11 protein-coding genes are annotated in these 13,480 nt (G+C 47.3%); all 11 read left to right on the top strand.

From position 1 onward, the window contains the following. Positions 1–173: 173 nt before the first annotated feature. The 11 genes from licT to ITJ88_RS15365 all read left to right on the top strand — a co-directional run bounded on the left by licT (position 174) and on the right by ITJ88_RS15365 (position 13,246). Positions 174–1,025: a BglG family transcription antiterminator LicT gene (gene licT / locus ITJ88_RS15415; protein WP_195866201.1), complete on the top strand. Its 852-nt coding sequence runs from the start codon at positions 174–176 to the stop codon at positions 1,023–1,025. 105 nt (positions 1,026–1,130) lie between these two features. Beyond that, complete coding sequence (locus tag ITJ88_RS15410; protein ID WP_195866200.1) at positions 1,131–2,960, top strand: beta-glucoside-specific PTS transporter subunit IIABC; 1,830 nt, start codon at positions 1,131–1,133, stop codon at positions 2,958–2,960. A 24-nt stretch (positions 2,961–2,984) separates the two neighbouring features. Beyond that, on the top strand, positions 2,985–4,430 hold the full coding sequence (locus tag ITJ88_RS15405; RefSeq protein WP_195866199.1) for a glycoside hydrolase family 1 protein: 1,446 nt from the start codon (positions 2,985–2,987) through the stop codon (positions 4,428–4,430). Positions 4,431–4,648: 218 nt separating this feature from the next. Continuing rightward, entirely contained in the window at positions 4,649–4,948 is a 300-nt protein-coding gene (locus ITJ88_RS15400; protein ID WP_029343185.1) for a rhodanese-like domain-containing protein, read from the top strand. A 156-nt stretch (positions 4,949–5,104) separates the two neighbouring features. Continuing rightward, positions 5,105–7,084: a methyl-accepting chemotaxis protein gene (locus ITJ88_RS15395; RefSeq protein ID WP_195866198.1), complete on the top strand. Its 1,980-nt coding sequence runs from the start codon at positions 5,105–5,107 to the stop codon at positions 7,082–7,084. A gap of 167 nt (positions 7,085–7,251) precedes the next feature. Next, a complete protein-coding gene (locus ITJ88_RS15390; RefSeq protein WP_195866197.1) occupies positions 7,252–8,439 on the top strand; it encodes a DUF2157 domain-containing protein in 1,188 nt (395 codons plus the stop codon). Then, a complete protein-coding gene (locus ITJ88_RS15385; protein ID WP_195866196.1) occupies positions 8,436–8,879 on the top strand; it encodes a GDYXXLXY domain-containing protein in 444 nt (147 codons plus the stop codon). The genes ITJ88_RS15390 and ITJ88_RS15385 overlap by 4 nt, the downstream gene beginning before the upstream one ends. Before the next feature lie 372 nt (positions 8,880–9,251). Continuing rightward, positions 9,252–10,109, top strand: a complete 858-nt coding sequence (locus ITJ88_RS15380; RefSeq protein WP_195866195.1) for an SAM hydrolase/SAM-dependent halogenase family protein — start codon at positions 9,252–9,254, stop codon at positions 10,107–10,109. After that, a complete protein-coding gene (locus ITJ88_RS15375) occupies positions 10,106–10,657 on the top strand; it encodes an ECF-type riboflavin transporter substrate-binding protein (protein WP_058704610.1) in 552 nt (183 codons plus the stop codon). The genes ITJ88_RS15380 and ITJ88_RS15375 overlap by 4 nt, the downstream gene beginning before the upstream one ends. Positions 10,658–10,727: 70 nt before the next feature. Next, positions 10,728–12,431 (top strand): ABC transporter ATP-binding protein, encoded by a 1,704-nt coding sequence (locus ITJ88_RS15370; RefSeq protein ID WP_195866194.1) that lies wholly within the window; start codon positions 10,728–10,730, stop codon positions 12,429–12,431. Beyond that, positions 12,422–13,246 (top strand): energy-coupling factor transporter transmembrane component T family protein, encoded by an 825-nt coding sequence (locus ITJ88_RS15365; RefSeq protein WP_195866193.1) that lies wholly within the window; start codon positions 12,422–12,424, stop codon positions 13,244–13,246. The genes ITJ88_RS15370 and ITJ88_RS15365 overlap by 10 nt, the downstream gene beginning before the upstream one ends. Positions 13,247–13,480: the final 234 nt, after the last annotated feature.

Here is a 13,480-nt window from a genome sequence, read left to right as displayed (position 1 = left end):
GACGTCATTCTAATTCCGTCGTATTCTAATAGGGAAAAGAATAAACCATTCAGGATTGTTACTGCAAAAGCAGGCAAAACCTAAATTGATATCTGTTGCGTGTTGCGGCGATGGATATGAATTTAGGTTTTTTCTTTTCAATTCGATGCTCAAGGGTGGAGGTGAGAGATTCCATGCAAATCGTGAAAGTGTTTAATAATAACGTGGTGGCGATTGAATCGAATGGGCAGGAACACGTCGTCATGGGGCGAGGAATCGCGTTTCAAAAACGAATGGGTGATGTGATTGACGAATCACGGATTGAAAAAATCTTTACGCTCGAGAGTAAAGAGAGCCGAGAACGATTTATCGATTTTTTAAATGAGATGCCGCAAGCTGAAATCGAAACAGTCAAGGAAATTGTTAAGATGGCAGAAGCGAAGCTCAACAAATCGCTCCATGATACGATTTACGTAACGCTAGCCGACCACATTCATTATGCGCTATCACGATATGCGGAGGGAATTGTGATTCGAAACCCGCTCGTCTGGGAAGTGAAACGATTTTACGGTCCGGAATTTGCTGCTGGAAAAGAGGCAGTTCGACTCATCAATGACCGGCATGGAGTTCACTTGGAAGAAGAAGAAGCGGTCTCGATCGCCTTGCACCTCGTCAATGCATCGATGTCTGGTGTCAAAGGCGAGAGCCTGCATATCGTTACTGAAATGACGAAGGCGACACAGGCGATCATGACGATCATCACGTACCATTTCCAGGTGGAACTGGATGAGGAATCTCATGCGTACGCTCGTTTTTTAACGCATCTGAAGTTTTTTGTACAACGAATCGTCTCAAAGACAAAGCTGAAAGTTGGAGGAGACGAGGAGTTGTATGAAATGGTCAAATCACGTTATCCACTCGCATTTGATTGTGTCGAGAAAATTGCTAATCTGATCACTGGGAAGTATGACTATGAAGTCTCGAAGGATGAGCGTCTGTACTTGATGATTCACATTGAAAATCTCATGAAACAAAATCGATCCTAAGGATGGTTACCGCATCGACGGGCCAAACCTAAATGATTGCAGGTGTTTTTCCACTTGCCGTCGTTTAGGTTTTTTTATTCCAAAAATATGAATGGAGTGAGTCAAATGGGTAAATATCAAGCTCTTGCACAAGATATCGTGCGCTTGGTTGGTGGCGAAGACAACGTCAAAACCGTCTTTCACTGTGCGACACGTTTACGCTTCAAATTGAAGGACGAACAACAGGCAGATGCTGAAGCATTAAAACAAGTCGATGGCATCATTACCGTCGTAAAAAGTGGTGGTCAGTTCCAGGTTGTCATCGGTAATCATGTCGGTGAAGTCTATAACGAACTAAACGGGATTGGTCAGGAAACTTCGGAAGAAACAGAAAAAACGAGTCTGTTCAATCGCTTCATCGACACGATTGCTGGTATCTTTACACCAATTCTCGGTCCGATGGCAGGAAGCGGACTGCTAAAAGGCTTGCTTGCAATCCTTGTAGCGACGGGACTGTTGACGCCGACGATGGGGACGTACATCGTTTTAAATGCAACAGCGGACGCCTTATTTTACTTCCTCCCGGTCGTCCTTGGTCACTCGGCGGCGAAAAAATTCGGTGGTAACCCATATATCGGGATGATCATTGGGGGAGCACTAGTTTACCCGTCGATTGTCGCCTTGCAGGCTTCTGGTGATGGCTTAACGTTCTTGACGATTCCGGTCGTCCTCATGAGTTACGCATCGTCTGTTATTCCAATCATCTTGGCAACATTCGTTTCATCAAAACTTGAAAAATTCTTTAATCGTCATTCGCATGAAGCAGTCAAAAACTTCACGACACCGATGCTCGTCATCATGTTGGTTGTCCCACTAACTTTCCTTGCAATTGGTCCACTTGCAACGTATGCCAGCCAAGGACTGGCAGCTGGCTACTCGTTCATCTATAACTTGAGTCCAGTAATAGCGATTGCTTTCATCGGTGCGTTTTGGCAAATCTTCGTCATGTTCGGTCTGCACTGGGGACTCGTACCGATCATCATCAATAACTTGTCTGTCAATGGATTTGATACCATCACAGTTGGTGTATTGATGGCAACTTTCGGTCAAGTGGGTGCAGTTTTCGCGATTACGATGCGGGCGAAGGATCCAAAAATCAAAGGACTGGGTACTTCTTCCACGATTGCCGGTATCTTCGGTATTACGGAACCCGCGATGTATGGTTTGACATTACCGCGTAAAAAGCCATTCATCTTCGGTGTCGTTGGTGGTGCTGTAGGTGGATTAGTAGGCGGTGCACTGGGAACAGCTTCCTACGCACTCGGTGGACTTGGGATTTTCGGAGTACCGGTCATGATTCCGCAAAATGGTATCAACCTCTCGTTCTGGGGTGCACTGATCGGACTAGCTGTTGCTACAGTAGTTTCGTTCGGATTGACATATTTCTTTGCACGTGACAAGCAACAAGTCACGGAAGAAGTACCGACAATCAGTGAACAAGTAGGTTTACCAGTACTTGCACCGGTCAAAGGACAAATTATTTCGTTGGATGAAGTGAACGATACCGTGTTTTCGAGCGGTGCGATGGGAAAAGGACTCGCGATCATTCCGGATGAAGGTGTTGTCTACGCCCCATTTGACGGAGAAGTCGTGACCGTCTATCCATCAAAACATGCGATTGGTTTACGATCTGACACTGGTGTTGAGATTTTAGTTCATATTGGTCTTGATACGGTTCAGTTGAATGGTCAATATTTTGAATCGCTTGTCGACAATGGTCAGTCGATCCGAGTTGGAGATCCATTGATTCGTTTTAATATTGAACAGATCAAACAAGCGGGTTACGACATCATAACACCGGTTATCGTCACAAATACAGCAAGTTACCTGGATGTTTTACCGACGTACCAAGGGACAGTCGAACCGTCGCGTGATGTTTTGCGCGTCTTAGTCTAAACCAAATTAGAGGAGGAATTTTTCATGAAACAAATCAAATCCGATTTTTTATGGGGCGGCGCAACTGCAGCCAATCAACTAGAGGGTGCGTATGCGACAGATGGAAAGGGATTATCGATTGCTGATGTCATGCCGGGCGGCAAGCACCGAATGAACGTCATTCACGATCCGCAGTTTGATTTTGAATTGAAAGAAGAATACACGTATCCGAATCATGACGGCATCGATTTTTACCAGCACTATAAAGAAGATATCGCTTTGTTCGCTGAAATGGGCTTCAAGACATATCGGATGTCGATTGCTTGGAGTCGTATCTTCCCGAATGGAGATGAGACAGAACCGAATGAAGCAGGACTGCAGTTTTACGATAATGTTTTTGACGAGTTGTTGAAACACGGCATCGAGCCGCTCGTGACGATTTCGCATTACGAATTGCCGCTCCATCTCGCAAAAGAATACGGCGGCTGGCGTGATCGTCGACTCGTAACGTTCTTCGAGCGATACAGTCGAGTATTGTTTGAACGCTATCAAGGGAAAGTTAAGTACTGGTTGACGTTCAATGAAATCAATGGTGCCCAGTTCATGCCGATGCTTAGTCTTGGGATGGCAATGCGTGAAGATGAAAATATGCTGCAGTCAACATATCAAGGGTTACATCATCAATTCGTCGCGAGCAGCCTAGCGACGAAAGCGGCTCGCGAAATCGATCCGTCGATGCAAATTGGCTGTATGCTGATCGCTGCACCGGTATATGCGTACAGTTCAAATCCAGTCGATGTTCAGTTTGCGCTCGATGCAGAACGGATGATGAACTATTTCTGCGGGGACGTCCATGTCCGTGGGGCTTATCCGGCATTTGCCGACCGCTTCTTCGCAGAAAACGGAATCGAGTTGGTGATCGAAGACGGTGATCTTGATCTGTTACGCGACTATACGGTCGATTTCTTCTCGCTTAGTTATTATATGTCGCGGACGGAAAAAGCAGAAAAAGATGGAGATGAAGCTGGCGGAAATATCATGAGCGGGGTCAAAAATCCGTATCTGAAAGCGAGTGATTGGGGCTGGGAAATCGATCCGGATGGTTTACGTATTATCTTAAATAAACTGTATGATCGTTACCAGATTCCGCTGTTCATCGTCGAAAATGGACTCGGTGCTTACGACGAAGTGGAGCCAGATGGTGCGATTCATGATTCCTACCGGATTGCGTATCTCGAAGGACATTTGAAAGCCATGATGGAGGCGATTCAAGATGGCGTTGAGATGATGGGGTATACGAGCTGGGGTTGTATTGATCTTGTTAGTGCGTCGACTGGTGAATACAGTAAACGATACGGTTTCATCTATGTTGATAAACACGATAATGGTTCGGGAACACTTGCCCGATCACGAAAAGATTCATTCTATTGGTACAAAGAGGTTATTGCTACGAATGGTGCTGCATTGAAGCAGACTTCCGTCTCAAAATAAAAAGATGAAGCCCTGAAAACAGACTAGAAGCGTCTGCTTTTAGGGCTTTAATCTGTATTGTGGAAATGAATTTAAATGAATCAATACCTTTGTTATCGATTTCAATAATTATTTGGATTCTGATCTATTAATCAGGGGATTCATAAAGTACGGTTTCGTTTTGTTTTGATGATAGATTTGCTACACTTACGGCAGAACCATACAGGAGGTCATACGAAATGAAAACGATTCATGTAGACGAGTTACAAGAGCGATTAGAAGCAGGCGAGGCGTTACACGTCGTCGACGTTCGGGAGCAGGATGAATACGATGCAGGACATATTCCGAACGTCCGCTTCCTTCCGATGTCTGAGATCGGTGAACGCTATACAGAGCTGCAAGAAGGCGAAACCTACTACTTGATCTGTAAAGCGGGCGGACGGAGTGAAAACGTCGGTCGTTTCCTCGAGCAGTACGGATATGACATCGTCAACGTTGAAGGCGGTATGATGAACTGGAAAGGCGATCAAGAAGCATAAGGGTAAGCGTTACCAAGGAAGACGACTCTATGCGGGTCGTCTTTTTTTCATGTGAATCAATGAACGATTATTATTTTTTACTATGAATATTCTTCGCTATTCTTCCGATAGAGAAGGTAGAATAGCGAGTCCTTGCACTCGGGAATGGAGTGACACATGGAACAAAAGATCAAACGAACGATGAGCATCAAACAAAAGTTAATACTGACATCGATTCTATTATTAGTAATTCCAGCGCTCGTAATCGGATTCGTCGCCTACAATCAGGCGAAACAATCGATGACGGAGCAAATCCTGCAGTCAGCTCACGGTGGAGTTGATCGGATGAACGATGAAATTCAGAATATCATTGATCCGATGCGACGCGATGTCGCCTTTTTTGCGGACCGGATTGACGGAACACTCTATCAAAAAGGAAAACAAAATGCAGCGTTAAAAGAAAAAATGACGGAATATCTCGATATGCATCCGCAGGCAGCGAACATCTACTTCGCGACGACGGAAGGGGATATGAACATTTTCCCGGAACAGGTCATGCCCGAGGATTATGACCCACGTGAACGCCCGTGGTACCAGTCAGCGGAAGCAGCAGGTGGAAAAGTCGTTATCACCGATCCATACGTTGATGCGGCCTCAAAAAAGATGATGGTCACACTCTCGCAGACGACGGGTAACGGAAGAGGCGTCGTCGCGATTGATGTCGATGTCGACCGCATCGCGGAAATCGCAAAAAAGATTAAAATTGGTAAGGAAGGTTACGTGACGATTCTCGATTCGAATAAAAAGTTCGTCACGCACCCGACGTTAAAACCGGGTGAAAAGGCAACGGGGAACTGGGTTGCACCACTCTATGCGGATCCAGCTGGACAATTTTCCTATGAATTCGAAAATGAAGGCAAACAGATGGACTTCATGACGAATGATTTGACGAAGTGGAAGGTTGCCGGAACCCTGTACGATCACGAAATCACCGATGCGACATCAAGCATTCTTTGGACGACACTTGCTGTCATTGGCGGAATGTTACTCGTCGCAGCCGTCTTCATCTACTTCATCCTTCGCTCGATTCTTCGCCCACTCGGTCATTTGACACGTGGAGCAGAACGGATTCAGTCTGGTGATTTAACGGAACCGGTCATCGTTGAATCAAACGATGAAGTTGGACAGGTCGCACAAAGCTTTAACGTCATGGTCGACTCACTCCGCTCGATCATCATCAATCTCGATCAGTCGATCACACAAGTGGCCGGTTCGTCACAGGAATTAATGGCGAACTCTGCCCAGACGACGTCCGCATCGGAACAGATTGCGGGATCGATTCAACAGGTCGCAGCAGGGGCGGATCAATCGAAACGTCAACTCGATGCGAATGCGGTCTCGCTCCAGTCGATTACAGCCGGCATCATGCGGATCGCTGAGAGCTCAACGGACGTCTCAGAGCTATCACGTTCAACGGCAACAGAAGCTGAGAACGGAACGGTTGCTGTCCTGCAGAACGTTAAGCAGATGAAAGAAATCGATGCCTCCGTTCAAAACTTTGGTGGTGTCATCAGTTCACTCGCACATCGTTCGAATGAGATCGGAAAAATCGTCGATGTCATCAACGGCATTGCCGAACAAACGAATTTATTGGCACTGAACGCGGCGATTGAAGCGGCACGCGCAGGCGAAAACGGAAAAGGCTTCGCCGTCGTCGCAAGCGAAGTACGGAAACTAGCAGAGCAGTCACAAGATTCAACGAAGCAGATTGCGCAACTCATTCAAAACATCAAGCAGGAGACGGATCAATCGGTTACGATGATGAAGGAAGTCTCAGGACAGACGAAAGCTGGTTTGACGACGACAGAAGCATCGGCAGAACGATTCCAGAAGATTCTCGAACGGACACAAGAGATGACACCACGAATCGAAGATGTGACAGCAACTGTTGAGGAAATTGCAGCGAACGTTCAAGAGGTATCAGCATCGGCGACAGAAATCGCCCATATCGCGCAAGAGAATTCGTCGGCGTCGAAACAAGTGGCGGCGACGACGGAAGAGCAGTTGAGTGCGATGGAAGAAATTTCGCAATCCGCTAAAGCATTATCCGATATGGCAGAAGAGCTACAGGTACTCGTTGCCCGTTTCCGTGTTTAAGCCATCGATTATACAAAGCAAGGAAGCTAGTCTTCCTTGCTTTTTTCGTCTGTCACCATTCTGTGACGAACTGAACAAATGGCTTGGAATCCCTGTAAATCCGGGCTTGAGACAGGGATAAATCGGGAAAATAATAGATATCTAACACTTCGAAGGAGGTGGGTACGGTGAAGCAATTACGCAAGATACGTGAGTGGCAGGATGCGGGTCTGTTGGATGAAGCAACCGTCGAACGAATCATGAATTACGAAAAGCAACATTCAACGAAACAACGCTTCCCGCTCTTGTTGATTGTTGGAGGAACCTTCGTCGTCTTGGCTGTATTCAGCTTTTTAGCTGCCAACTGGCAAGCGATGCCGGTCGGCTGGAAAATCGGACTTGTCGTAGCACTCATGTGGATCTGTTACATCATGGCAGATCTTTCGGAACGTCGTCGTATTCTTCATCCGGTCGTCTTTCGAATCGGTGGAATCCTAGCGTTTGGCGCCTCGATTCTCGTTGTTGTCCAAAGTTTTCACTTGCCGATGGAAGGATCACTGCTCAGCTGGTGTATGTTTGTCGCCGCATTAGTGCATTATATGCTGTGGCGTCATGAAGCATACGGTGTCGTCGCCTTCCTTTCCGGATGGACGATCTTTACGAGTCTTGGTGGTTTTGGTCAGGAGCAGGCAAGTTATCTCGACTGGACGTCGTTCGGTCTGATGGTCGTGTTGTCGTTCAGTTGGTTTTACTTCAGTCAACGTCTGCCATCGCTTTTGTTTAGCTGGCTGTTTCTCTTCTTCAGTGGCCTCTCCTTGTTTCTCCTCGTATCGTATGACGGATTCCTGTGGCCGGTCTGGACGCTATTTTTACTCGTTCCCGTTCTCTGGCTTGTTCGTGAGGAGTCCAATCGTCGGATCGTTGAAATGGTCTATCTGGTCGTTGCTGCCATCAGTTCGATCGTCTATCTGTCTGTACGTGCGGAATCAAATGCCGCATTACCATCCATGACAGAAGCGATTCTGTTAGCTATCGTATCCATCGGGTTAGGCATTTTCCTCTATCAAAAACGTCGCTCCTTATTGTTTATCGTTCCGCTTGGATTCATTGGAGTCCTGTGGCTTGATGAACAGGCCATTCTACTCGCCATCCTCGTTGAACTATCCGCGCTACTGTATCTGTTGTATCAAGAACGTCGTCATGCCGTCATCTGGCCAGCCTTTCTCTATTTCATTCTCGTGCAAATCGCGATATACGTCATCTATGCGTGGGATCGTTTGAACATGTCTTTATTTTTCCTCATCGGTGCGCTCCTCATCTTCCTATTGTCTGGTGTCTTATGGTGGTTACGCCGTAGAGGAGGTGTGACGTCATGAAGCGCTATCTAATGCCTGTATTGCAGACGTGCGCCGTTGGTCTGTTGATCGTCAGCTTTTTTGCGACCTCCTGGTTCGGAACGTCGTACCGTTTTCGGGCAGAACCGTTTGACCCGTTTGATCCCGTTTATGGTGAATACGTGATGCTTCAGTATCCGGATTTAGAACCAGATCCGACGATTCAAAACGGACGTGTCTATGTCAGCTTCAAGACAGATGCTTCCGGTTATGCTCAAATCGATCGGATTTCGAATGCACGATTTTTCGGAAGTGTTGCTGGCGACTACTACGATCAATACGTGTCGATCCCACAGTTAACGCAGTATTATGTCGAACAGGGAAGCGGAAAACAATACGAAAAAGCAAGAGCACTAGAAGTCCGTGCGGATGTGTCACCATGGGGAACGATCCGGACGACGAATTTAAAAATTTCTGAGTAAAAAACCTTGCGTCAGGAATCAAACGGTTGTACTATTAATTTAAATTTTCAGACAACTAAATCTGCATGCGTAGACGGGAAGAGTAAAGTGATCAGAAATCGATAGAGAGTCTCTGTTGCTGGAAATGAGACGATTTCGTCATTTGAAGATGGTCCCGGAGCAGTCGGAAGAACGTGAACCGTGTTCATCAGTAGAACCGACCGGTAGGACGGATACCGTTAGCATTCCATGGAGTCTCGTACTCCTAGAGGTGGCTGAACGTGAGTTGAGCCATGAACGAAGGTGGTACCACGTGATCAGACATCACGTCCTGAGAGATGAGGGCGTGGTGTCTTTTTTGTGGGGACGTTCGCGCAGGAGGAGGATGACGAGATGGCAGAAGCATTGGTATTGCAATCAGATTTTGGCGTGAGTGACGGGGCAGTGAGTGCGATGTATGGAGTAGCCCACAGCATTAATCCGGAGATTCGGATTTTTGATTTGACGCATGATATTCCACCGTTTCACATTTGGGAAGCGTCCTATCGGTTACTGCAGACGGTGCCGTACTGGACGGAGCAAACGGTGTTCGTTTCTGTCGTTGATCCAGGAGTCGGATCAAGTCGAAAGAGTGTCGTCGCGCGGACGCATGCGAATCAATATATCATCACACCAGATAACGGAACGTTGACGCATCTTTGGCAAGCCGGATACATTGCTGAAGTGAGGCAACTCGATGATCGACGACATCGCTTACCGCGGATGGGGGAATCGTATACGTTCCACGGACGAGATATCTTTGCTTTCACGGGAGCTCGATTATCGAGCCATGTCATCACCTTCGAGGAAGTGGGACCCGTTTTACCTGCTTCGGATATCGTTTTACTCGACCGGACAGTTGCCTCGTCGTCGGATACCGGTGTTACTGGTATCGTCGAGATTCTCGATGTTCGCTTCGGAAATGTTTGGACGAACATTCCGGTCGCTCTCGTTCGTCAGGCGGGTCTCGACATCGGTAGCCAGGTCAAGGTAACGATTTCGTATCGGGAACGAATCGTCTATGAACAGACACTGCTCTTTGGTCATTCGTTCGCCGACGTACCGGTCGGTTCAGGTGTCGTTTACATCAATTCGCTGGATCAGATTGCTCTTGCCTTAAATCAAGGTTCGTTTGCGCATGCATTTGAGGTTGGGATCGGAAATGATTGGAGTGTTAACGTACAACATATTAAAGGAGGAGATCGAACATGAAAGGATTTACGACAAAACAGATCGTCGCAACCGGGATCGGAGCAGCTGTATTCATTATTTTAAGTCGATTCGCTGCGATTCCGACAGGCGTACCAAACACATCAATCGAGACTGCCTACGCATTCCTCGCATTCATGGCAGTATTGTTCGGACCGGTCACAGCCGGTTTGATCGGTCTGATTGGTCATGGATTAAAAGATGCGATTTTATACGGTTCCCCGTGGTGGAGTTGGGTCATCGTCTCCGGCTTCGTCGGGTTTGGCATCGGATTGATCGCTAACCGGATTCGCTTAGAAGAAGGTGGATTGACGACACGTAAAATCGTCTTATTCAATGCGACACAAGCCATCGTGCAAGCGATCGGTTGGATCATCATCGCACCGGTACTCGATATCTTAATTTACTCGGAGCCAGCGAATAAAGTCTTCGTCCAAGGTGCTGTCGCTGCGACGTCGAACATCTTGACAGTCGGTGTCATTGGAACGTTGTTGCTCGTCACGTATGCCAAAACAAGAAGTAAAGCAGGCAGCTTGAAACGCGAAGTTTGACCGAATGAGCTATGATCCTGTGCGAAGAGTCGGCAGGATCATAGCTCATTTAGCTTGGGGGGAGAAGGACATGACAAACGTAATCGAATTTCAGGATTTTTCATTTACATATCGGAGTCAGTCGGAACCGACACTCCGGCAGATTCAGTTAACGATTCAAGCAGGTGAACGTATCTTAATCGTTGGACCGTCGGGTTCAGGAAAAAGTACGCTCGCCCAGTGCATCAATGGGTTGATTCCGTTCTCATACCCGGGAACGTGGGAAGGACAGGTCCTGATCGAAGGACAAGATGCCCGGGAGTTATCGTTATTTGATCGTTCGTTGCATATTGGCACGGTGTTACAGGATCCAGATGCGCAGTTCGTCGGTTTATCGGTTGGCGAAGACATCGCCTTTGCGCTCGAGAACAAACAGACTGGGCGACCAGAAATGCAGGAGATCGTCGAACGCGTCGCACGGATGACGGACGTCGAGACGCTCTTGCACGCACGATTGAATGATCTATCAGGAGGACAACGACAACGGGCGGCATTAGCCGGAGTCCTCGTCGAAGATGCGGATATCTTACTGTTTGATGAACCGCTTGCGAATCTCGATCCGGTAGCGGGACAAGAAGCGATGGCGCTTATGGATCGACTGCAACGTGAAACGAATCGTACATTGATTGTCGTCGAACATCGAATCGAGGATGTACTCGTCATTCCGTTTGACCGCATCATCGTCATGGTCGATGGGGAAATCATTGCCGATGACCATCCGGATGTCATCTTAAGCAATGGCGTGCTTCAACAAGCGATTTTACGTGAACCTCTCTATGTCAGTGCCGCGCGCTGGGCTGGGCTTGCCGTTCAACCTATCGACCAGCCGAGCCGCATCGATCCCTTTTTAAAGCAGTTCAATCAGACGGACGTGTTGGAGCGTTTAGAGGAAGCGCCTCAAAAAGAGACTGTAACCTCTACTGCATGGCTCGAACTTGAACAGTTGGCGTTTCATTATCGCCAAGGAACGCCGGTGCTTGAGAACGTGACAGCCTCTTTTCAAAAGGGAACGCTGACGACGATCGTCGGTCAGAATGGTGCCGGGAAATCTACGCTTGCGAAAGTATTGAGTGGTTATCAACGGACGACAGGTGGTCGGATTCTACTTGGCGGAATCGACATCACGAACCAATCGATCGCAGAGCGGGCGGGGGCGATCGGATTCGTTCTCCAAAATCCGAATCATATGATTTCGAAGCACCTTGTGCAGGAGGAAATCCGCTACGGGATGCAGGCGCTCGGATTAAGTGAAGCGGAAGAAAACGAGCGTCTCGAGCAGACATTACGTCGTTGTGGATTATATCCGTTTCGTAATTGGCCGATTCAAGCACTGAGTTTTGGTCAGAAGAAACGAGTGACGATTGCTTCGATTCTCGTTCGACGACCGGATATCTTGATTCTCGATGAACCAACAGCCGGTCAAGATTACCGGCATTATTCGGATATGATGGACTTTTTAGAAGGATTGAAGCAGGACGGGATGACGTTACTCATCATCACACATGATATGCACCTCGTCTTAGAATACAGCGATCAAGTCTGCCTCGTGCAAGCTGGGCGTATCCGTTATGCCGGAACATCATTTGGACTGCTGAATCAAGAACAATTGTTGCATCATGCCCATTTAAAACAAACATCACTCTTTACGATAGCGCAATATCTCGATATAGACCCGGAACGATTCGTCGAGTCCGTGATTACGGCGGAGCGAAAGGAGCGGGAACAATGGCTGTAGAAATGCTTGGTTATATTGAAAAAACGTCACCGATTCATCGCTTGACGGGAACGACGAAACTGATTGGATTCTTGTTATTTACAACAGCAACGATGTTCACCTATGATACACGTGTCTTACTTGTACTGGGATTAGTCAGCATCGTGTTATTCCGATTGTCGCGTATCCAGTTTCGAGAAGTCCGGTTTGTCTTGATCTTTACAGCGCTATTCGTCCTGATTAATGCACTCGCTGTTTATCTGTTCGAACCAGAGCAGGGTGTAGCGATCTACGGATCGCGTCACGTCTTACTTGAAGGAATCGGACGATTTACGGTGACGGCAGAACAATTATTTTATCTGTTCAATTTAATCTTAAAATACAGTGTGATTGTTCCGATTGCTGTGTTGTTTCTCGTGACGACCCATCCGACGGAGTTCGCTTCTTCGTTGAATCGGATTGGTGTTCCGTATAAGATTGCCTTTGCGGTCTCCTTAGCGCTCCGTTACATTCCGGACGTTCAAGCGGATTTTCGGACAATCGCAAATGCTCAGGAAGCACGGGGGATTGCCGTCTCACACGGTTCCCTTTGGCAACGGGCACGTAATAGCATTCAGATTTTACTTCCGTTGCTATTTACGAGTCTCGAGCGGATTGAGACGGTCAGTAACGCGATGGACCTCCGTGGATTCGGTGCCGGACGAAAGCGGACGTGGTACAACCAACAGACGATGACACGAATCGATTATGTCGCGATCAGTTGTATCGTACTATTGACGATTTTTTCGTTCGTCGCCACCTTTCATGATGGCAATCGCTTTTATAATCCGTTTTAAAAATGAGATACGAAAGGCTGAATCAAAAAAAAGAATGATGCGTCTTTTCACGCCCTTCCCTCAGGCGAGACACAAGCCAGTTTTCCTGCTTTATTTAAGCAGGAAAGCGGGTCTTGTTTGTCTCTGACAGCGCATAATGCGCTTTTTCCTGCAGGAGTGGCGCGAAACGCGTCATTCTTTTCGTTACGAGATAAGGGTGGCAGATCATCATTCTGCCACCCTTATCTTTGTAGA

The organism is Exiguobacterium abrahamii, from assembly GCF_015645365.1.
Taxonomy (GTDB): Bacteria; Bacillota; Bacilli; order Exiguobacteriales; family Exiguobacteriaceae; genus Exiguobacterium_A; species Exiguobacterium_A abrahamii.
Note: the sequence above shows the minus strand (reverse complement) of the source record. Positions and strands in the feature narration are given on the sequence as shown.

Excerpts from the sequence above, each read along its gene's own strand:
- licT (WP_195866201.1), top strand. The coding sequence starts at position 174 with ATGCAAATCGTGAAAGTGTTTAATAATAACGTGGTGGCGATTGAATCG.
- ITJ88_RS15410 (WP_195866200.1), top strand. The coding sequence starts at position 1,131 with ATGGGTAAATATCAAGCTCTTGCACAAGATATCGTGCGCTTGGTTGGT.
- ITJ88_RS15405 (WP_195866199.1), top strand. The coding sequence starts at position 2,985 with ATGAAACAAATCAAATCCGATTTTTTATGGGGCGGCGCAACTGCAGCC.
- ITJ88_RS15400 (WP_029343185.1), top strand. The coding sequence starts at position 4,649 with ATGAAAACGATTCATGTAGACGAGTTACAAGAGCGATTAGAAGCAGGC.
- ITJ88_RS15395 (WP_195866198.1), top strand. The coding sequence starts at position 5,105 with ATGGAACAAAAGATCAAACGAACGATGAGCATCAAACAAAAGTTAATA.
- ITJ88_RS15385 (WP_195866196.1), top strand. The coding sequence starts at position 8,436 with ATGAAGCGCTATCTAATGCCTGTATTGCAGACGTGCGCCGTTGGTCTG.
- ITJ88_RS15380 (WP_195866195.1), top strand. The coding sequence starts at position 9,252 with ATGGCAGAAGCATTGGTATTGCAATCAGATTTTGGCGTGAGTGACGGG.
- ITJ88_RS15375 (WP_058704610.1), top strand. The coding sequence starts at position 10,106 with ATGAAAGGATTTACGACAAAACAGATCGTCGCAACCGGGATCGGAGCA.
- ITJ88_RS15370 (WP_195866194.1), top strand. The coding sequence starts at position 10,728 with ATGACAAACGTAATCGAATTTCAGGATTTTTCATTTACATATCGGAGT.
- ITJ88_RS15365 (WP_195866193.1), top strand. The coding sequence starts at position 12,422 with ATGGCTGTAGAAATGCTTGGTTATATTGAAAAAACGTCACCGATTCAT.